This is a genomic window from Dyella jiangningensis, assembly GCF_003264855.1.
In the GTDB taxonomy this organism is placed as follows: Bacteria; Pseudomonadota; Gammaproteobacteria; order Xanthomonadales; family Rhodanobacteraceae; genus Dyella; species Dyella jiangningensis_C.
Genome location: NZ_NFZS01000001.1, coordinates 1,858,258 through 1,878,402, shown reverse-complemented (window position 1 = coordinate 1,878,402; position 20,145 = coordinate 1,858,258). Strand labels below are relative to the sequence as shown.

Here is a 20,145-nt window from a genome sequence, read left to right as displayed (position 1 = left end):
GAGCATCCCGCCAGGGCGTTTTAGCCCTGACATCACGGAGCCTGCCGCAGAATGCAGGCCTCCGACGCAAAGGAACCCTTCTGTCAACAAGATGAGCGCATGCTGTCTGGGTCCGCTTGACATCGCGGAGATCGGTTGAAGGAACAACAGCGCTCGCGGGAATGACCATGTCCAGCAAGACGATCGGGTATGCACGCGTTTCCACCGAAGACCAGAGCCTCGCCCTGCAGATACAGGCGCTCGAGCGCCTGGGTTGCGAGAAGATCTTCACGGACCACGGCGTCTCCGGGGCGCTGCATTCGCGACAAGGCCTGGATCGTGCCCTGGTATCGCTGCGGGCCGGCGACAAGCTCGTCGTATGGCGACTGGACCGACTGGGCCGCTCGCTGTCGCACCTGGTGACGCTGCTCGAAAAACTGGGCCGGCGACACGTGCGCTTCCAGTCGGTGACCGAGAACATCGACACCAGTTCGGCAGGCGGACGCCTGGTTTTCCACATGATGGCCGCGCTGGCCGAATTCGAACGGTCGCTCATAAGCGAGCGCACGCGTGCGGGAATGGCCGCAGCGCGCGCGCAAGGGCGGCGCATGGGACGGCAGCCATCGCTCACCGCTGCCCAATGCCACGAAGCCCAACGCCTCATGCGGGAGGAACATTGGGCCCTCGCGAAAGCCGCCCACCACTTCGGCGTCCACCCCCGCACCCTGCTGCGTCATCTGCGTGCCACCTGCGTCAACCTCGTCGAGTCGGCTTAGACGACTTTGCAAGCCTCCGGGGGCGGCGAATGCCCATGCCTGTGTCGACGCATATTTCATTTACGAATAGCATTGATCCAATCATTTAATTTGCGAATGGCTCCGTCCGGCCCTACCGTGATGTTCTCTTCCCCATGACCTGCCGCGCCGAAGAGCGTCGTGTCCACTGGTCATGACAGCCACGGGACCGCACCATGTTGGATCGCCTGTTTCACAACGCCGTGGATATCCACGGTGAACCCCTGCGCCTGGCCGTGAAGGACGGTCACTTCGTCGATATCGGGGACGATACGCCCGGGCATGCATTCGGTGACATCGTCGACCTGGGCGGCCGCCTGGTGATGCCCGGCTTTGTCGATGGCCATATCCACCTCGACAAGAGCTTCGTGGGCGATGCATGGCGGCCGCACATCGAGGCGCATGCGCTGCGCGACCGGCTTGCCGCGGAGAAGGCGCTGCTCGCGCGGGCGCGACCGATGGAGGAGCGCGCACTCGCCCTCATCGAGCAGGCGGCGGCGTTCGGCACCGTGGCGATGCGCTGTCATGTCGACGTGGATGCCACCACGGGCCTGGATCATCTGCACGCGGTGATGCAAGCGCGCAGTCAGTGGCTCGACCGCGTCGCTATCGAGATCGTGGCGTTTCCGCAGGCCGGCGTGATGTCATGCCCGGGAACCGCGGCCCTGCTCGATGCGGCCATGCGCGAAGGCGCGACCGTCATCGGCGGCATCGACCCGACCACGTTCGACGGCGACGCGGATGGCCAGTTGGATGTCGTGTTCGGCATTGCCGAGAGGCGTGGCGTCAAGGTCGACATCCATCTGCACGAACCCGGCATGCATGGCATCGAGCAGTTGCAGCGCATTGCCGAACGCACGCGGGCGCTTGGCATGGCTGGCCGCGTCGCGGTCAGCCATGCGTATGCGCTCGGTGAAGTGCCGGTGGACGTGGTCGATCGCATCGCCACGGTGCTGGCCGATGCGGACGTAGCCATCATGACCAATGCACCGGGCGATCGTCCGTTTCCGCCGGTGCTCCGCCTTCGTGCAGCGGGCGTGCACGTGTTCGCCGGCAACGACAATATTCGCGATGCGTGGTGGCCGTACGGTAACGGCGACATGCTCCAGCGCGCGAACATGATCGGCTATCGCTCAGGCTTCTACACGGACCAGGACCTGCTCGTCGCGCTGGACATGGCCACGTCGGCGGGTGCGGCCGTGCTCGGCATGCGCGATTACGGCCTGCATGCCGGCAACGAGGCGACCTTCCTGGTGATCGACGCGCCGAACGGCGCGGCGGCCGTGGCCGGCATGCCCTCCCGGCGGACCATCGTGCGTCGCGGCGAAATCGGCAGGGGTGACGAGGGCACACGCCTGTTTGAGCACGTGAACTGATTTCTCCTGTCTGCCTGCGGCGTGGGATGCCCGCCGACAACCGAGTTCGGCGGGCTCGCCGTCACCGTGGCACGGCGTGAACCTCCACGGCGGTGGCGCGCCCGCCGGCTACGCCCTGAAGCGGTCCAGCATGCGGCCCAGTTCACGCCCCAGTTCCTGCACGACAGGATCAGCGGTCGGGCGGTAGAGAAGCGCGATGTCCATGGTGTCGATCGCCGGGAAACCCTGCCTGCGCGTCAGCACCGCGTGCTCCGCCGTGACGGCGCGCGCGGGCAGCAGGCTGATGCCGAGTCCGCCCGCCACGGCCGACTGGATGCCGGACAGGCTCGAGCTGGTGAAGCTGATGCGCCAGCGACGTCCCATGCCCTCCACTACCTTGATCATCTCGTCGCGATAGAGCCCGCGCGGCGGGAACGCGACCAGCGGCACGGGATCGAGTGCGAAGGCGGGACTCTTCGCGCTGTCGATCCAGCGCATGCTCTCGGGCCAGCGAGCAACGGCCTCGCGACTGTTGCGTCGTTGCTTGATGAGTATCAGATCCAGTTCGCCACGATCGTAGCTGCCCGCCAGGTCGCGACTGAGTCCGGTGGTGACTTCGAGCTTCACGCGGGGATGCTTGCGGTTGAAGGCGGCGAGCAGTTGCGTGGTGCGACCCGCCGCGAAATCCTCGGGCACGCCCAGGCGCACGGTCACCGCGACGTCGGCGCCGGCCAGCGCATCCAGCAATTCGTCGTTGAGCGTGAGCATCCGTCGCGCATAGGCCAGCACGGTTTCGCCCGCATCGGTCGGCCGCACGTCGCCCTTGCCGCGCACCAGCAACTGGTGCCCGGCCATCTCCTCCAGCCGGCGCACCTTCTGGCTCACTGTGGATTGGGTGGAATGCAGTCGCGCCGATGCCGTCGTGAAGCTGCCGCAATCGGCCACTGTGACCATCGCGCGCAGGAGGTCGAGCTCGAACAAGGCCCTATTCGATTTTGCACTGGTAGCCATTCGAATATTTACCTACTCAATGGATGGAACGGTGTCTAACATGGTCAGCCACGCCCGGCAAACATGCCTTTCCCACGCATGGCCGCGCCTGACGGACGCGCCAAGGAAAATCCAACCGATGAAGAAGTCTCTCGCCAGCGCCATCGCCCTGCTGATCGCCTTCACTGCGCCTGCCCATGCGGAGCGCTCGCAGGGCGACGTAATGATTCGCCATGCCACGGTGATCGATGTCGAGCACGCCCGCAGCGTCGCCGACCAGGCCGTCGTGTTGCGCGGCGCCGATATCATCGCGGTCGGATCCGATGCGGAGATCGCCAAATCCTGGACGGCCGCGCAGACCGTCGACGGCAAGGGACGTTTCCTGATCCCCGGCCTGTGGGACATGCACGTGCACTTCGGTGGCGGCCCGGACCTGATCGACGAGAACAAGGCGCTGCTGCCGCTTTATATCGCGCACGGCATCACCACCATCCGCGACTGCTCCGGCGACCTGCCCGAGCAGGTGCTGCAATGGCGCGGCGAGATCGCCAAGGGCACGCTGTTCGGGCCGCAGCTCTTCACCTCCGGCGCGAAGATCGAGGGCATCCATCCGGTGTGGAAAGGCACCATCGAAGTCGGCAGCAAGGCGGACGTCGATGCCGCGTTTGTCCGGTTGAAGAAGGACCGGGTGGACTTCGTGAAGATCACCGACAGCACGCTCGATCCGCAGCTGTTCCTCTATGCGGTATCGCAGGCGAAAAGCTTCGGCATTCGTTCTTCGGGCCACATCCCCATGGCCCTGACCGTCGAACAGGCCGTGGATGCGGGCATCAGCTCCATCGAGCATCTCGACTACGCCTACAAGGCGGGCGTGAAGGACGAGGCGGCGATTTCCGCCGATTTCGCTGCCGGCAAGATCAACCGCGCCGAAGCCAATCGCCGGCTGGACGCGGGCTTTGATCCTTCCACGGCGATGACCGCCTACCGGCACCTGGCCGACAAGGGCGTGTATGTGACGCCCACCCTCAACGGCGGCCGCGTGCTCGATTTCCTCGACAGCGACAACCACGCCAATGATCCCTACCTGGCCTACATCGGCCCCAAGCTGCGCAAGACGTATGACTGGCGTATCGAGCGCGCCGCCAAGGCCACGCCCGAGCAGGTTGCGGCACGGCACGCGCACTACGAACACCTGACCAAGGTGCTGCCGATGCTGCAGCAGGCGGGCGTGACGATCATGGCGGGCACCGATGCCGGCTTCCTCAACTCGTTCGACTACCCGGGCATCGGCCTGCACGACGAACTGACCGTGTTCGTGCAGAACGGGCTGACCCCGGACCAGGCACTGTCTTCGGCTACCCGCGCCGGCCCGGCGTGGTTCGGCAAGCTCGATCGCTACGGTGCGGTGTCGACGGGCAAGGCCGCCGACCTGGTGCTGCTGGATCGCAACCCGCTGCAGGACATCAACGCCACCCGCGCCATCGACACCGTGATCCTTCGCGGCCACGTCTACGACCGCAAGGCGCTGGACGGCATGCTGGAGGACACCCGGAAGAAGGTCGCTGCGTGGAATGCCGCCGCGGCAAAGGGTTGAACGCCGGCGCGGCCGGTGGCCCGGGTCGCCTCGATGGCACCTCGGGCATCGCCGCGCCATCAGGCACAGGTGGCGTCGTGACGTAACCTTCGGGTTCGACGGACGAAGATAAGGGAGACTTCTTCGTCCGGAGCCCTCATGCCCACCCCCTCCCGCAAGCCTTCGCACCTGTTCTGGCGCTGGTGCGCCATCGGCGCCGCCGTTGTATTGCTCGCGCTGGCCTTCGGTGCCGTCGGCGGATGGCTCACCCCGCATCGACTCACCCCGCAACGCATCGTGGATGCCCTGCAGGCCAATGGCGGCGTGCATCCCGGATTTCGTCGCAACCATGCCAAGGGCGTTTGCGTAGCCGGCTATTTCGAAGGCAACGGTGCCGCCACGCCCTATTCGAAAGCCAGCGTCTTCACCGCGGAGCGCACGCCCGTGGTCGGGCGCTTCGCCCTCCCCGGCGGCAACCCGTATGCGCCCGACGGCAGCGTGCCGATCCGCAGCTTCGCGCTGCGCTTTGCACTGGCGAACGGCCAGCAGTGGCGCACCGGCATGAACAGCATGCCGGTGTTCCCGGTAGCGACGCCGCAGGCCTTCTACGAACAGTTGCAGGCAAGCCAGCCCGATCCTGCGACCGGGAAGCCGGATCCCGCGCGGCTCAAGGCGTTCTTCGGTGCACACCCGGAGGCAGGCCCTTTCCTCGCCTGGATCAAGACGGCCAAGCCATCGGCGAGCTACGCCACCGAAAGCTACAGCGCGCTTGACGCGTTCTATTTCGTTGACGCCAAGGGCGAGCGTCACGCCGTGCGCTGGCAGGTCGTGCCGGAAACGAAAGACGCTGCCCCTGGCCCAGCCGGCGACACCGACTATCTCGCCAGTGACCTGCGCACGCGCCTCGCCGCAGGTCCGCTGCGCTGGCACCTGATGGTGACGCTGGCGGCGCCCGGTGACCCTACCAACGACGCGACCAAGGCATGGCCTGACGATCGCACCACGATCGATGCCGGCACGCTGGTCATCCAGAGCGAACAACCGCAGGAAAGCGGTCCGTGCCGCGACATCAACTACGACCCGACCGTGCTGCCCGATGGCATCGAGGTCTCGGACGATCCCTTGCTCGCCGCGCGCTCGGCCGCCTACGCCGATTCGTACCTCCGTCGCACCAGCGAAGAAGCCCACATACCCGGCGCGGCCCATGCCGCGTCCAAGCAGGAGCAGACGCGATGAACGCGCCCCAAGCCTTCCATCCGCTCGCGCGCCTGCTGCACTGGACCATGGCCTTGCTGATTCTGGCGATGTTGTTCGTTGGCGTCGGCATGGTGACGACGGTTTCCGAAAAGCACCAATGGCTGCTCGCACTCCACCGGCCGCTCGGCGCTGCCATTTTCGTGCTGGCCCTGATCCGCATCGGCGTGCGCCTGCGCTTCAGGCCGCCGGCCCTGCCAGCGGACATGCCCGCGTTGATGCAGTTCGTGGCGCACGCGTCGCACTGGGTGCTTTATGGCTTGATGCTCGCGATGCCGCTGATCGGCTGGGCGATGCTGTCGGCGGGCGGCTATCCGGTCATGCTGGGACATGCATGGCATCTGCCGCCGATCGCTCCGGCGAACGGCGCGCTGTTCGCCTGGCTGCGTGAAGCGCATCGCTATGTGGCCTATCTGTTCTTCCTCACCATCCTCGGGCACATGGGCGCCGCGCTCTATCACGCGCTGATCCGCCGCGACGACGTGTTTCCCAGCATGACCGTCGGATTCCCGCACCATGACGCGCCGCTGGAACCGCCACGAAACGTGGCGACGGACGAAGGCGATGCCACGCCGCCCTCCCCCTGAGAAGCGGGCGTCACTGCGCGTATCGACGTCATCCTGGCACCGCCAGCATGGCGTCGATACGCGAATGGCTCACCGGGCGGCTTCGTTACGCGCCACGTCCTGCTTTGTCTCCAGCGGCTCGCCCATGGCCTGATAGAGCGCCGCCGTGTCGATCAAGCGCGCGGCCGCTGCCTGGATGTCCGCCAGTCGCGCGTTCTGCCAACGCTGCTCGCTGAGCAAGGTGGCCGGGTACGACACGGCGCCCAATCGATAGCGCGACCGCGTATCGGCATGCGACTGCCCGGCCGCCGCGGAAGCCGCCTGCGCGGCCTGCAGCGCGAGCGCATCCTGCTGCAACGCGATGAGCGTGTCGGCGACATTCTGGAAGGCGTTGAGCACCGTCTGCCGGTATTGCGAGACGCTGGCGTCGTACTCGGCGATCGCAGCCTTGCGCTGCGCACGCAAGGCCCCGCCGTGGAAGATCGGTTGTGCGAGCGACAAGCCCACGCCCCAGATCGAAGTGGAACCTGTAAAGAGTTGCGAGTCCTTGAAGGACGCCGAGCCCAGCGACGCCGACAGCGAGACATGTGGAAACATATTGGCCGTGGCGACACCGACCTGCGCCGACGCCGCCTGCACCGCGGCTTCCGCTGCCCGCACGTCCGGGCGCTGGCTCAGCAGTTCGGATGGCACGCTCACCGGCACGTGGTCGGGCAATGTCAGTTGCGCCAGCGGCAGCGGTTCGGGCGCCTGGTCGGGCGTACGGCCCATCAGCACCGCGAGCAGATGCCGCGTTCGTTCGACCTGGAATCGCAGCGGCGGCAGCGATGCATCGAGCGCGGCAGCGTTCTGTTGCGCCGTGAGCACATCGTCATGTGAGGCCGCGCCGAGCGCGTAGGATTTCTCCGTGAGTTCGGCCTGCTCATGCGCCAAGGCGGCGAGTCGCGTGGATGCAGCCAACTGCTCGGACAGCGAGGATGCATTGACAGCGGTGATCACGATGTTCGCTGCCAGTGCACGCCGCGCGCCATCGAGCTGGAACGCCTGCTGGTCCACCTGCGCCGCCGTCTGCCTGATGCCGTAGCGCGTCGCGCCAAACAAGTCGAAGGTGTAGTTGAGGCTCAGCTGGCCGGCGTAGACGTTGTAGATGCTGGTCGGCGGCCCGAGCTTCGGCAGCCCGAGATCGCGCTGGCGGCTCGCCTGTCCCTGCGCATCCAGCGACGGCCATGCCGTGTTGCCCACCTGGGCGCGGAACTGCTGGTGCGCCGCTTCGAGCGTATGCCGCGTGGCATCCAGGGAGGCGTTGTTGCGCAAGCCTTCGTCCACCCAGGCATCGAGTGTGTCCGAGCCATATAGCCGCCACCAGTCGGGCACGGGATGCTTGGCGGTGTCGAAGTGCTGCGCTACGCCGCCCGCTTCCACGCTGCCTGCAGGCGTGGGCGCCACCGCATAGTGCTCCGGCGACGGCGGCGCGGGCGGCTTGGTCGAGGGTGCGAACGAGCAGCCGGCCAACATGACGGCGGCGGCCAGCAGTGTCATGTGCAACTTGGGGATCATGGCGCGACCTCCTGCGCGGGTTCGTCGGCACGTACGCGAAACCACGCCGCATACAGCGCCGGCAGATAGAACAGGGTGAGAATCGTGGCGCCGGTGATGCCGCCCATCAGCGCGGTGGCCATCGGCCCGAAGAAGTTGCTGCGCAACAGCGGGATCAGCGCCAGCACGGCCGCGGCGGCGGTGAGCGTGATCGGGCGGAAGCGCCGCACGGTGGCGCCGATGATCGCCTCCCAGCGCGGATGGCCGGCCCGGATGTCCTGCTCGATCTGGTCCACCAGGATCACCGAGTTGCGCATGATGATGCCCAGCATCGCGATCGTCCCGAGCATCGCCACAAAACCGAATGGCTGATGGAACAGCAGCAGCGAACCGATCACGCCGATCAATCCCAGCGGCGCGGTCAGCACCACCATGAAGGTGCGGCCGAAGCTTTGCAGCTGGATCATCAGCAGGGTGAGCACGGCGATCGCCATCAGCGGCATCTGCGCATTGATCGACCCCTGCGCCTTCTGGTTCTGCTCGACCGAACCACCGACCTCGATGCGATAACCCACCGGCAACTGGTTGCGGATGTCGCCCAGCTTCCTGTCGATGGCGTTGGTGACATCCAGGCCCTGTGCGCCACTGCGGATGTCGGACTGCACATTGATGGTGGGCTGGCGATCGCGCTCCCAGATCACGCCATATTCCAGGCCATACGTGACGTGGCCCAACTGCGACAGCGGGATCGCCGTGCCGCTCGGCGTGGGTATCGCCAGCCGCTCGATCTGGTCCGGATGCACGCGGTCCGCCTTTGGCGCACGCAGGTCCACCGCGATCAGCTTGTCCCGCTCGCGGTACTGCGTCACGGTAGTGCCCGACAAGGTCATGGCGAGGAAGCCGGCGACATCCTGCGAGCTGATGCCGAGCTGGCGCGCCTTGTGCTGGTCGATCTCGAATCGGACCGAGCGTTCCCCTGGCTCGTCCCAGTCGAACTGCACGTTGCGTGTCTGCGGATCGGCGCGCATCACGCCGGCCACCTGGTCGGCGATGCGACGCACGGTGGCGATGTCGTCACCTTGCACGCGGAACTGCACCGGGAAGCCGACCGGCGGACCGTTCTCCAGCCGGCTCACGCGCGTACGGACAGCGGCGAAGTCGCGCGGCAGCATGCCATCGAGATAGCGCGCCAATTGCTCGCGCTGCTCGACATCCTTGGCGGTAATCACGAACTGCGCGAAGTTCGGCTGCCCGAGCTGCTGGTCCAATGGCAGGTAGAAGCGCGGCGCACCGGAACCGACGAAGCTCACGTAGTTGGCAATCTCCTTGCGGTCCTTGATGGCAGCTTCGAAGCGCTTCACCTGGGTCAGCGTGGCGTCGAACGAGGCGCCCTCGGGCAGCCGCAGGTCGACCAGCAGTTCCGGCCGGTCCGAGCTGGGGAAGAACTGCTTCGGCACCAGGCCGAACCCGGCCAACGCCACCATGAACAACGCCACCGTCGCGCCCAGCACCAGGAAGCGGTTCCTGAGGCAGAAACCAAGCCATCGGCGGAATCGCAGGTAGAACGGCGTCTCGTAGATCTCGATGTCGCCTTCGTGGTGCACGATCGCCGCGGCGCGTGCGCGACGCGTGTCGTTCCAGTGCTGCGGCAGCCAGCGCGCCCACCACTCCTCGCCGGGCTTCGCACGTTGATGGTGTTCCGGCAGCATGTGATAGCCCAGCAACGGGATCACGACCACCGCCGCCAGCCACGACACCAGCAAGGCGATGGCGGACACTTCGAAGATCGAGCGCGTGTATTCGCCCGTACCGGACTTGGCCAGTGCGATCGGAAGGAAGCCTGACACCGTCACCAGGGTGCCGGTAAGCATGGGGAACGCCGTGCTGGTATAGGCAAACGCGGCGGCGCGCACGCGGGTCCAGCCCTGCTCCAGCTTCACCGACATCATCTCGACCGCAATGATCGCGTCGTCCACCAGCAGGCCCAGCGCGAGCACCAGCGTGCCCAGCGACACCTTGTGCAGGCCGATGCCGAACAGCTCCATGCCCAACGCCGTGGCCGCCAGCACGAACGGAATGGAGATCACCACCACCATGCCGGTGCGAAAACCGAGGCTCAGCAGGCTCACCAGCAGCACGATGCCCACCGCTTCGGCCACCGACTCCAGGAAATCGTCCACCGAATGCGATACCGCATGCGGCATGCTCGTGACTTCGGACAACTTCAGGCCGGCCGGCAGGCGCTTCTGCAACGTGGCTGTGGCCGTATCCAGCGCCTTGCCGAGACGGATCACGTCGCCGCCCGGTTGCATGGTGACACCGATGCCAAGCACCGGCTGCGCCATGAAGCGCACCTGCTGGCTCGGTGGATCGTCGTAACCCTTGTGGATGGTGGCGATGTCGCCCAGCCGGAAGGTCTGGCTGCCGATGTGCAGCAGCATGTCGCGCAGCGCATCGACGTTGTCGAACTGGCCGGTGGGCCGGACGTACACGCGGTCGTCCGCCGTGGTCAGCACGCCGGCCGCCGCCACCGCGTTCTGCTGGTTGATCGCCTGCGCCAGCTGCTGCGGACTGATGCCGAGTTTGGACAGCCGCGCGTTCGTCACCTCGATATACACGTGCTGGTTCTGGTCGCCAAGGAAATCGACCTTGCCCACGCCCGGCACGCGCAGCAGTTCGGCGCGCAGCTGGTCGGCGTAGTCGTGCAGCTGCGCCGGCGAGAAGCCGTCGCCTTCGAGCGCGTAGATGTTGGTGTAGACGTCGCCGAACTCGTCGTTGAAGAACGGCCCCTGCACACCTTGCGGCAACTGCACGGCGATGTCGCCCACCTTCTTGCGTACCTGGTACCACGTGTCGGGCACGCTGGACGCAGGAGCGGAATCCTTGATGTTGAAGAAGATCAGCGATTCGCCCGGGCGCGAATAGCTGCGCAGGAAGTCGATCGACGGCGTTTCCTGCAGCTTGCGCGAGATGCGGTCGGTCACCTGCTCCTGCACCTGTTTGGCGTCGGCGCCGGGCCAGAAGGTCTGGATCACCATCACCTTGAAGGTGAACGGCGGATCTTCCGATTGGGACAGACGGCTGTACGACAGCAGGCCGAACAGCGTCACCATCACCATCAGGAAGAACACCAGCGACTGGTGCCGCAGCGTCCACGCGGAGAGATTGAAGTGGCCCTCCCCATTCATAGCGGCGCGTCCTCCGGATGCGGCGGAGCGATGGGCTGGACCTTCTCGCCGGCGGACACCGTATGCACGCCCTGCATCACTACGCGCTCGCCCGCGTGCAATCCCTCGCCCACCAGCACGTCGCGCTCGCCGTAGCGCAGCACGGACACCGGACGCAGTTCGAGCGTCCCGTCGTTCGGACGCACCACCCATACGGCAGGCTTCTCGCCCTGGTGGAACAAGGCCGTGGCCGGGAGACGCACGCCGTGCGCCGTGTTCGACGACGCAAGGCTGACCTGGGCCGTCATGCCTAGCCGCAGGTGCTCATCAGGCTGGTCGATCGCGAGCTTGATGCGATAGGTGCGCGACTGCGGATCGGCTGCCGGCGCGATATCGCGCACGTGGCCCGCGAAGGCCTTGCCCGGCAGCGCCAGCAGGGTCACCGTCGCCGGTTGTCCCACGCTGATACCGGCGAGCCGGTCTTCGGGCACGTCGAGGAACACGTCGCGATCGCCGGACCACGCGAAGCCGAATACAGGTTGGCCCGCCGCCACCACCTGCCCCACGTCGGCCTGCTCGCTGGTGATGCTGCCGTCGCGGTCGGCGACCAGCGAGGTGTAGCGCGACTGGTTCTGCGCCAGCGCCAGTTGCTGCTTCGCCTGGTCACGCGCCGCCCGCGCCGAGGCGTACGCATCGTGCGTCTGGTCCAACTGCAGCTGACTGATCAGGTTCTGCTTCGCCTGGGCCTCGTCGCGGTCGCGCAGCTGTGTCGCAAAGGTGAGGCGGTGCTCCGCCGCCTCCAGTGCTGCCGCCGCCGACGTCTGGGAGCGGGCTGCGTCGGCATCGTCCAGCTGCGCCAGCACCTGCCCTTTCTTCACCGTGTCACCCAGATGGGCTTGGCGCGCCACCAGCTGGCCGCCGATGCGGAACGACAGCGGCATTTCATAACGGGCGTGCACTTCGCCCGGATAGGGCTGCTGGGTCTGCCCATCGGCGAGCTGTACCGGCGAGGCGATGACCGGCCGCGCCGCTTCGGCCTCCGGCTTTCCCTTCCCGCAGGCGGAAAGCAAGGCGGCGACGGCCAACGCGAGCGGCAGCCATCGGTATCGGGCCGGGACGCCGGCCGGGGAATCACTACGGAAAGTCACGAGCCACTCCTGCATGGGATGCCTGGGGACGGCCGGCAGGGGTGGCCGGCACGGGGAGATCAATTCAGCGGCGAATACAAATACAACTCTGTATTTGAAATCGCAAGTGTATTCCGATGCAGGCTGTAGACCCCGTGCTACCATCCGCCCATGGCACGCAAGCGATTGACCCGGGAAGAAAGCCGCGACCAGACCCGCCAGCGCCTGCTGGAGGCGGCGGCCGTCGTCATCGCCAAGAAAGGTCTGGCCGCCACCAGCGTGGAGGACATCGCTGCCCATGCCGGTTACACCCGCGGCGCGTTCTATTCGAACTTCAAGAGCAAGAACGACCTGTTCATCGAGCTGCTGAAGCGCGACCACGCCGATATCCAGCAGGGCCTGCAGGAGATCCTCGATTCAAAGCTGTCGATCGAAGACATGCAGAAGAAGCTCGCGCAGTTCTACGTGCAGGCCTATTGCGGCGACAACAGCTACATCCTGTGGGCCGAGGCCCGCCTGCAGGCGATGCGCGATGCGCGTTTTCGCGCCCGCCTCAACGCGATGTGCCTGGAAAAGCGCGATGTGATCGCGTACTTCATCGAGAAGTTCTGCGCGCTGATGGGCAAGACGCTGCCGGCGCCGGCCACCGATCTTGCGTTCGGCACCATGGCGCTCATCGATGGCGTGCGCTTCTTCAACGACTCCATGCCCAACGAGCTGTCCGACCAGCGCGCCCAGCAGTTGCTGAGTGCGATGTTCAGCGCCACGTTCTTTCCTTCGTGAGGCGCTAGCCCGTACGGTCCAGGCGCAGGTCGTTGAACTTGCGCCGCTCGATCAGCGCATTGACCTTGCCGTCGGCGCCACGGCGGAAGATGAAGAGATTCCGCTCGTCATCGCTGCCCATGAAGATGTCCTTGCCGATCGGCTGCAGCAGGTTCGGCTTTGCGCCTGGTCGGGCGAGCACGTGCAACTCGCCCTGTTCGTGGCTGACCGTCCAGATGCGGTCGGGCGCATAGCGATAGCTGCCTTGGTAATCGCCCAGGGTAAGGCCGGTTACCGTGAGTTTCGGCGGCTCGGTGGGCAGCGTGACGTCCTCGTAGCCGGCCAGCTTCCAAGCACCGGACTGCTTCACGAAGGTGAGCAAGGACTCATAGCGCACCACCAGCGGCTGGCCGAACACTGTTTCGCGCTCGTATTCCTCCACCTGAAGGATCGCGGTGTCGCCGTACTGCTGCACGTGCGGATCGCGCAGTTCGATGCTGCCCGAGAGCCCTTTCGGGAATGCGTGGATCGACGCCACCGTATCGGCCTTGTGCGCAATGCGGCCGAACTCGTCGATGATCACGGCATCGTCGGTGAGCGATTTCTCCCAGACGTCCCTGTCGCCCGTGGGCAGTGCGTCGACCAGGGCCTGCGTCGTGCGCAGCAGTTCTTCCCGCAACGCCTTGGGCGCCTCGCCGGCGAAGGCTGATGGCGCGGACGCGACGCCGGCGATGATCAGGAATCCCAGCGTGCGCACGCGCATGGACGATCTCCCTGTGGACCCGTGCAGCGTGCACGCACCACCACGGACACGCCTGTGCATGAAGTCATCGAACCACGACATTTGCATCGGCGCGTATACGTGCAGCGATGCGCCGTTACGCTCCGCAGTGCCAACCGCATCACACCTGTCGCCGTTCCGTAGCAAATATCAAAGTTTTCGCAAGAAACTGTCACGCTTTTCGCACGAACTTGTCACTCGGCATGCCTAGTCTTCCGGCCCGCTGTGCAGGGCTTGTCTGGTTCAGGATTTGAATCGATTTAGACACGCATTTCTGCGGCGTCGCATGACGCAGCGGACGGAAATGCATACGAACGCACGGCTCGATCCCCCACTGGAGCAGACCCGTGCATTGCCGCCCCATCTCCCACGCCATTCGCCTCGCCCTGTTCGCCTCCGTCAGCCTGTGCAGCATCGCGCTGCACGCACAGGATGCGTCCGCGCCCGACAACGACACCAAGAAGATGCAGGCCGACAAGGACAAGGCCAAGAACCTCGATGGCATCGTGGTGACAGCGCGCTCCGGTGTCGACGTGCGTACCAAGGCCGAGACCAGCTATTCCATCACCACCATCGACGAAGACCGCCTGCGCATGCAGGCCCCGACCTCGGTGACCGAGGCGATGAAGTCGGTGCCGGGCTTCTGGGTGGAAGCCTCCGGCGGCGAAGCCAGCGGCAACATCCGCGCGCGCGGCATCCCGGTGGACGGCTATGGTTCGGTGAACCTGCTCGAAGACGGCGTGCCGGTGCAGCATGATCCGGCGCTCGGCTACCTCAATGCCGACCAGGCGTTCCGCCTCGATGAAACCATCGAGCGCATCGAAGTGGTGCGTGGCGGTCCGTCGTCGGTGTTCTATTCCAACGCACCGGCGGGCGCGATCAACTTCATTCCGCGCCAGGTGGGCGATACCGCCGAAGGCCTGTTCAAGTTCACCGTGGGCGACTACGGCATGGAGCGCGGCGACTTCTGGGTCGGCACGCCGGTGGGCGACGGCTGGAAGCTCGGCATGGGCGGCTTCTATCGCAAGGACAACGGCATCCGCGATCCGAAGTTCCCGGCCAACGACGGCGGCCAGATCCGCATCAACCTCGCCAAGCAGTTCGAGAACGGCAGCTTCAGCGTCGACTACAAGCACATGGACGACAAGGTGGCGCTGTATCTGGGCATCCCGATGCGCACGCTGCCCAACGGCGACATCCGCGCCGTGCCCGGCTTCGATGGCAACTACGGCACGCTGGCCGGTCCGGAGACCGAGCACATCCAGATGAAGATGGGCGACGGCAGCCTGTACAACTTCGACAACACCGAAGGCACGCACGTCAAGCGCGACCAGGTCACCATCAAGTTCGACCATGACCTGATCGACGACTGGAAGCTGGCCGAATCGTTCCGCTATTCCAACACGCAGACGCAGCGCAACGGCGTGTTCCCCAATGCGCTTTCCAGCGGTACGGCCTTCCTCGCGACGGCGCAGAAGGCCGTGAACAGCTATCTGCCGGCAGGTACCGCCGGCCTGCAGCTGCGCTACGTGGACAACCCGAGCCAGGTGTTCAACCTCGCCAACCAGAACGGCAACGCGCTGGTGGTGCAGGCGGGCCTGCGCGGCGTGACGATGCCGGTGAACGAGTTCGACAACGACACGCGCATCCTGCGCAAGTTCGAACTGGGCGGCCAGACGCATGACGTGACGTTCGGTTACTACTACGCGCATTTCAACCAGGACTTCAGCCGCTACTCCTCGGTGGCGCTGACGGACGCACAGGACAATGCGCGCCTGCTCGACCTGGTTGCGGTGAATGCGGCCGGCCAGCCGATCGCCAAGCTCACCGACAACGGCATCTACCGCTATGGCTACGAGTGGGAGCACGCTGGCGGCAAGTCCACCACCAATGCGTTCTATCTCTCCGACGAATGGCAGGTGACGGACAACCTGCGCATCGATGGCGGTGCGCGCTGGGAACAGGTGAACACGCGCGGCCAGACCGAGACCAAGCAGACGGTGAACCAGGGCACCTTCGCCACGTCGAACATCCTCAACGGCACCGGCGTGTTCGTGCCTTACGACCACACCTTCAGCAAGCTGGGCTGGACGCTGGGCGCGAACTGGCAGTTCTCGCCGAACTCGGGTGTGTTCGCCCGCTGGACGCCGACCTTCCGCCTGCCGAACCTGAGCTCTTACATCACCAGCCCCACGGCCACGCCGATCACGCAGACCATGGACCTGGGTGAGGTCGGCTACAAATACACCGACCGCCAGTTCGACGTGTACGCCACGGCGTTCTACACCAAGTACAACAACGTCGGCTTCAGCAATTACGTGTTCAACGCCACGTCCAACTCCTCCACGGTGCAGCAGGGCTACGCGGACACCAAGACCAAGGGCCTGGAACTGGAAGGTTCGTGGTTCCCGAGCCAGTTCTTCGACGTGCAGTTGACCGCGACGTACCAGGATCCGACGTACCAGGGCCTGCGCTACACCGAAATCGTCAACGGCGCGCCGGTGCTGCGCGATTATGTGGGCAACCAGCTGATTCGCGTGCCGAAGGTGAGCTACCGCGTGGTGCCAGGCGTGAACCTGCTGAATGGCAAGCTGCGCCTGCAGGTGGCATACGAATACGAAGGCGAGCGTTTCGTCGACACCGCCAACTCGGTACGCCTGCCCTCGTACGACGTGTGGAGCGCCAGCGCGCGCTACGACGTGTCGCAGCACTGCTCGCTGTACCTCTACGGCGACAACCTCACCAACTCGCTGGGCCTCACCGAGGGCAACCCGCGCGCTGGCGAATTGCAGAGTGCCGACGCCGGTGCGAACACCTTCATCGCCCGCCCGATCCTCGGCCGCGCGTATCGCTTCGCGATCATGTACCGTTTCTGACGGATGACCGTCGCAACGACATGTCGATGGAAGTGGCTGGTGGCAGGGCTCGTCTTGAGCCCTGCCCTGGCCATCGCGCACTCCTCGTGCGATCTGGAGCGTCCCGCGACGGGATGTGACATCGCCACGCTCGATCGCACGCTGCACATGAACCAGTTGCAGGCGATCGGCACGCACAACAGCTACAAGCAGGCGATGCCGCCCGAGGAATGGGCGGCGCACCATGCCCGCGATCCGCGCGGTGCCGAAGGCCTCGACTACGCGCACCCGCCGCTCGATGTGCAGCTGAATCGTGGTGCGCGCACGCTGGAACTGGATGTCTACTACGACCCGCAAGGCGGTCGCTACGCGCATCCGCCGGGTGCGTTGCGCAAGGGCTATGCGACGTCGCCGTGGCCAGCCGGGGTCGCTGCGGACATGGGCAAGCCAGGCTTCAAGGTGATGCATCTGGCGGATATCGATTTCCGCAGCTCCTGCCAGGTGTTCGTCGACTGCCTGAGGATCATCCGCCGCTGGTCGCTGGACCATCCGCGGCACGTACCCATCATGTTGCTGCTCAATGCCAAGGATGGACATGGCGGCCCCGGCGCCGTGGATCCCCTGCCCTTCACCGCGGCGGCGTTCGACGCGATGGACACGGAGATACGCAGCGTGTTCGCGCCGAACGAACTCATCGTTCCCGACGACGTGCAGGGCAAGCGGTCCACGCTTCGCGACGCGGTGCTCGCCGGCCAATGGCCGACGCTGGGGAGTGCACGCGGCAAGGTGTTCTTCGTGCTGGACGAGGACGCCGCCAAGGTGGCGACCTATCGCGGCGCCCGGCATTCGCTCGAAGGACGCGTGGCCTTCGTCAACACCGACGAGCAGTCGCCCGCGGCGGCCTACCTGACGCTCAACGATCCGCTGGCCGAAGGCGAACGCATCCGTCGCGACGTCGACGCCGGCTACATGGTACGCACGCGCGCCGACGCCGATACGCGCGAAGCACGTCGCAATGACACGAGCCGTCGCGAAGCCGCATTCGCCAGCGGCGCGCAATACGTATCGACGGATTACATGGTTCCCGATGCGCGCTTGGGCGCTTATCGCGTCACCCTTCCCGATGCAGCGGTGGCACGCTGCACGCCACGCCTCAAAGCGGCAGCCCGTTCGCCGCAAGGACACCCCTGATGCGCCGTCACCTTGCCCTGCTCCTGCTGGCTCTCGCTGCTGCCTCGCTGGCCCACGCCGATGCCACGGACAAACCCGACCTCAACCTGCATGGCGAAGTGACGGGCAAGGACAACCAGACCTATCGCCCGGTGCCTTTCGACGTGCCCGCCGGGACCACGCGCATCACCGTGCAGTTCGACTACGACAACAAGACCGACCACACCACCATCGACCTCGGCCTGCTCGGTCCCGATGGCTTCCGCGGCCAGGATGGCTTTCGCGGCTGGAGCGGCGGCACCAAACGCCTGTTCACGGTGTCGGCCACCGACGCCACGCCCTCGTACCTGCCCGGCGCCATCCGCCCGGGCCGCTGGCAGTTGCTGCTGGGCCTGCCCAATGTCCGCGCGAACGCGCGCACGCCGTACGACATCAAGATCTGGTTCGGCCACGCGGGCGATCCGGCGTGGAAGCCGGACGTGCTCAATCCGCCGTTGCGTGAAGGCGTCGCGTGGTATCGCGGCGACCTGCACATGCACACCGCGCACAGCGACGGCCAGTGCGACAGCCAGGGCGGCAAGCGCGTGTCGTGCCCGCTGTTCCTCACCGTGCAGGCGGCGGTGGCCAGGCATCTGGATTTCATCGCCATCACCGACCACAACACCGTGTCCCATGTGAATGCGATGCGCGAGCTGCAACCCTATTTCGACCAGCTGCTGCTGATCCCGGGTCGCGAGATCACCACGTTCACCGGCCACGCCAACCTGTTCGGCAGCACCGAGCCGCTGGATTTCCGGGTCGGCAGCAAGGACGTGCCCAACTGGAACGACGTGGCCGATGCCGCCGCGAAGCTGCATGGATTGCTGTCGATCAACCACGCGATTCGTCCCAGCGGCGAGATCTGCATGGGCTGCGGTTGGACGGCCAAACCCGGCATCGACATGCGCAAGGTGCAGGCGGTGGAGATCGTCAACGACAGCGACGCCGGCTCGCCGCTGTCGGGCATCCCGTTCTGGGAGCAGCAACTCGACGCGGGCTATCGCGTCACCGGCATCGGCGGCAGCGACAACCACAACGCAGCCGCCGTCGAGGCGCGCCCGGGCTCCAGCACGGTCGGCAGCCCCTCCACCGTCGTGCATGCCGACGCGCTCTCGATGCCTGCCATTCTGGATGGCATACGTGCGGGCCATGTCTTCGTCGACGTGCAGGGAAGCAGCCAACGCGTGCTCGAATACCAGGCGAGCACTGCAGGCAGCGAGGCGGCGATGGGTGATTCGCTGCAGGCGAAAATCGGTAGCGTCGTGCACTTCGCCATCCATGCCACCCACGCCGCCGGCGGCCATGCCGTGGCCGTGCTGGATGGCAAGCCGCTGCCGTTGCCCGGCGACGGCAAGCTCGGCAGCGATGACGCCAGGCTCGGCTTCGATTGGACGTCCGACGGCAAGCCGCACTGGCTGCGCGTGGAAGTGCGCGGTGGCGACAATGCGCCGTGGCTGTATGGCAACCCCATCTACGTGAATCGTTGATCGAATCCGGCCGTCGCTTCCCCATCAGGGAATCCGCTGCCATGCGCGCGTGATCCCTTAGGCGGTTCGGCGGCAGGCTGATCGCCTCGTTTCCGGGCCCTTTGGCCACTACCGGAACATGCGTGGCCTTCTCATTCCCATGGGAAGGCCTCCTTGCCCTTGAATAGTATTATGATAAACATATAAAGATGACGAATTCCGTGGAGAACACGCATGGACATGACGACTGACGGCATCGGCCAGGGCCTGGGCGGACTGGCGCTGCTGCGAGCCTTCATCGGCTCGGGCAGGCGGCCCGGCATCGGTGATTCGCTGGATTTCGACCTGGTCGACGTGGACGATGGCTTCGCCGCCTTCGAAGGCGTGCCGGGCCCCCATGCCTACAACCCGATGGGCGTCGTGCATGGCGGATACTTCGCGACCCTGCTCGACTCGGCCTGTGGATGCGCCGTGCATTCCAAGCTGACCGCCAGCCAGGCCTACACCTCGCTCGAACTCAAGGTCGCCTTCCACAAGGCGATGACGCACGAGACCGGCCGTGTACGGGCCGAAGGACGCGTGCGCAGCATCGGTCGCCGCGTGGCATTCGCCGAGGCCAGCCTGATGGATGCGGAAGGCCGGCTTTACGGCAGCGCGACCTCCACGCTGCTCGTGTTCGAGCGCTGATCGACACCTTCCCACAAAGCGAGCGACCCACAGCTCGCCATCTC

At 65.8% G+C, this 20,145-nt stretch carries 15 protein-coding genes; 10 read left to right on the top strand and 5 right to left on the bottom strand.

The genetic code is table 11. From position 1 onward, the window contains the following. Positions 1–167 precede the first annotated feature (167 nt). Complete coding sequence (locus tag CA260_RS08385; protein ID WP_111983069.1) at positions 168–755, top strand: recombinase family protein; 588 nt, start codon at positions 168–170, stop codon at positions 753–755. A gap of 194 nt (positions 756–949) precedes the next feature. Then, positions 950–2,149: an amidohydrolase family protein gene (locus tag CA260_RS08380; RefSeq protein WP_111982281.1), complete on the top strand. Its 1,200-nt coding sequence runs from the start codon at positions 950–952 to the stop codon at positions 2,147–2,149. Positions 2,150–2,257: 108 nt separating this feature from the next. Here the strand turns inward: CA260_RS08380 and CA260_RS08375 are convergent, their stop codons facing one another. Next, positions 2,258–3,139 carry a LysR family transcriptional regulator gene (locus CA260_RS08375; RefSeq protein ID WP_111982280.1) on the bottom strand — a complete coding sequence of 294 codons (882 nt, stop codon included), beginning with the start codon at positions 3,137–3,139 and terminating at the stop codon, positions 2,258–2,260. A gap of 118 nt (positions 3,140–3,257) precedes the next feature. Between CA260_RS08375 and CA260_RS08370 the strand changes: the two genes are divergently transcribed. The 3 genes from CA260_RS08370 to CA260_RS08360 all read left to right on the top strand — a co-directional run bounded on the left by CA260_RS08370 (position 3,258) and on the right by CA260_RS08360 (position 6,532). Then, a complete protein-coding gene (locus tag CA260_RS08370; protein ID WP_111982279.1) occupies positions 3,258–4,712 on the top strand; it encodes an amidohydrolase family protein in 1,455 nt (484 codons plus the stop codon). A 138-nt stretch (positions 4,713–4,850) separates the two neighbouring features. Continuing rightward, complete coding sequence (locus CA260_RS08365) at positions 4,851–5,927, top strand: catalase family peroxidase (RefSeq protein ID WP_111982278.1); 1,077 nt, start codon at positions 4,851–4,853, stop codon at positions 5,925–5,927. Beyond that, positions 5,924–6,532 carry a cytochrome b gene (locus tag CA260_RS08360; RefSeq protein ID WP_111982277.1) on the top strand — a complete coding sequence of 203 codons (609 nt, stop codon included), beginning with the start codon at positions 5,924–5,926 and terminating at the stop codon, positions 6,530–6,532. The genes CA260_RS08365 and CA260_RS08360 overlap by 4 nt, the downstream gene beginning before the upstream one ends. 69 nt (positions 6,533–6,601) lie before the next feature. Here the strand turns inward: CA260_RS08360 and CA260_RS08355 are convergent, their stop codons facing one another. The 3 genes from CA260_RS08355 to CA260_RS08345 are packed head-to-tail and all read right to left on the bottom strand — an operon-like array spanning position 6,602 to position 12,506. Further along, positions 6,602–8,068, bottom strand: a complete 1,467-nt coding sequence (locus CA260_RS08355; protein WP_111982276.1) for an efflux transporter outer membrane subunit — start codon at positions 8,066–8,068, stop codon at positions 6,602–6,604. Next, a complete protein-coding gene (locus CA260_RS08350) occupies positions 8,065–11,235 on the bottom strand; it encodes an efflux RND transporter permease subunit (protein WP_111982275.1) in 3,171 nt (1,056 codons plus the stop codon). Before CA260_RS08350 ends, CA260_RS08355 begins: the two co-directional genes overlap by 4 nt. Then, positions 11,232–12,506, bottom strand: coding sequence for an efflux RND transporter periplasmic adaptor subunit (locus CA260_RS08345; RefSeq protein ID WP_338065724.1), 1,275 nt, complete (start codon positions 12,504–12,506; stop codon positions 11,232–11,234). The genes CA260_RS08350 and CA260_RS08345 overlap by 4 nt, the downstream gene beginning before the upstream one ends. A gap of 6 nt (positions 12,507–12,512) precedes the next feature. Between CA260_RS08345 and CA260_RS08340 the strand changes: the two genes are divergently transcribed. Further along, positions 12,513–13,124, top strand: coding sequence for a TetR/AcrR family transcriptional regulator (locus CA260_RS08340; RefSeq protein WP_111982273.1), 612 nt, complete (start codon positions 12,513–12,515; stop codon positions 13,122–13,124). 4 nt (positions 13,125–13,128) lie between these two features. Here CA260_RS08340 and CA260_RS08335 read toward each other — a convergent pair whose 3' ends face one another. Continuing rightward, positions 13,129–13,866, bottom strand: a complete 738-nt coding sequence (locus CA260_RS08335; protein WP_172461753.1) for a nuclear transport factor 2 family protein — start codon at positions 13,864–13,866, stop codon at positions 13,129–13,131. A 365-nt stretch (positions 13,867–14,231) separates the two neighbouring features. On the opposite strand from CA260_RS08335, the gene CA260_RS08330 reads away from it, so the two are divergent. From CA260_RS08330 to CA260_RS08315, 4 genes are all read left to right on the top strand, one after another. Beyond that, positions 14,232–16,760 carry a TonB-dependent receptor gene (locus tag CA260_RS08330; protein WP_238149650.1) on the top strand — a complete coding sequence of 843 codons (2,529 nt, stop codon included), beginning with the start codon at positions 14,232–14,234 and terminating at the stop codon, positions 16,758–16,760. Positions 16,761–16,799: 39 nt separating this feature from the next. Next, the gene (locus CA260_RS08325) at positions 16,800–17,930 is read left to right on the top strand and encodes a phosphatidylinositol-specific phospholipase C1-like protein (protein WP_238149649.1); all 1,131 of its coding nucleotides are present in this window, start codon (positions 16,800–16,802) and stop codon (positions 17,928–17,930) included. Beyond that, positions 17,930–19,435: a CehA/McbA family metallohydrolase gene (locus CA260_RS08320; protein WP_172461752.1), complete on the top strand. Its 1,506-nt coding sequence runs from the start codon at positions 17,930–17,932 to the stop codon at positions 19,433–19,435. Before CA260_RS08325 ends, CA260_RS08320 begins: the two co-directional genes overlap by 1 nt. 213 nt (positions 19,436–19,648) lie before the next feature. Continuing rightward, the gene (locus CA260_RS08315; RefSeq protein ID WP_111982270.1) at positions 19,649–20,101 is read left to right on the top strand and encodes a PaaI family thioesterase; all 453 of its coding nucleotides are present in this window, start codon (positions 19,649–19,651) and stop codon (positions 20,099–20,101) included. Positions 20,102–20,145: the final 44 nt, after the last annotated feature.

Coding starts and splice junctions, on each gene's coding strand:
- CA260_RS08335 (WP_172461753.1), bottom strand. CDS start 13,866: ATGCGCGTGCGCACGCTGGGATTCCTGATCATCGCCGGCGTCGCGTCC.
- CA260_RS08355 (WP_111982276.1), bottom strand. CDS start 8,068: ATGATCCCCAAGTTGCACATGACACTGCTGGCCGCCGCCGTCATGTTG.
- CA260_RS08360 (WP_111982277.1), top strand. CDS start 5,924: ATGAACGCGCCCCAAGCCTTCCATCCGCTCGCGCGCCTGCTGCACTGG.
- CA260_RS08385 (WP_111983069.1), top strand. CDS start 168: ATGTCCAGCAAGACGATCGGGTATGCACGCGTTTCCACCGAAGACCAG.
- CA260_RS08345 (WP_338065724.1), bottom strand. CDS start 12,506: ATGGTAGCACGGGGTCTACAGCCTGCATCGGAATACACTTGCGATTTC.
- CA260_RS08380 (WP_111982281.1), top strand. CDS start 950: ATGTTGGATCGCCTGTTTCACAACGCCGTGGATATCCACGGTGAACCC.
- CA260_RS08370 (WP_111982279.1), top strand. CDS start 3,258: ATGAAGAAGTCTCTCGCCAGCGCCATCGCCCTGCTGATCGCCTTCACT.
- CA260_RS08350 (WP_111982275.1), bottom strand. CDS start 11,235: ATGAATGGGGAGGGCCACTTCAATCTCTCCGCGTGGACGCTGCGGCAC.
- CA260_RS08320 (WP_172461752.1), top strand. CDS start 17,930: ATGCGCCGTCACCTTGCCCTGCTCCTGCTGGCTCTCGCTGCTGCCTCG.
- CA260_RS08365 (WP_111982278.1), top strand. CDS start 4,851: ATGCCCACCCCCTCCCGCAAGCCTTCGCACCTGTTCTGGCGCTGGTGC.
- CA260_RS08340 (WP_111982273.1), top strand. CDS start 12,513: ATGGCACGCAAGCGATTGACCCGGGAAGAAAGCCGCGACCAGACCCGC.
- CA260_RS08375 (WP_111982280.1), bottom strand. CDS start 3,139: ATGGCTACCAGTGCAAAATCGAATAGGGCCTTGTTCGAGCTCGACCTC.
- CA260_RS08315 (WP_111982270.1), top strand. CDS start 19,649: ATGGACATGACGACTGACGGCATCGGCCAGGGCCTGGGCGGACTGGCG.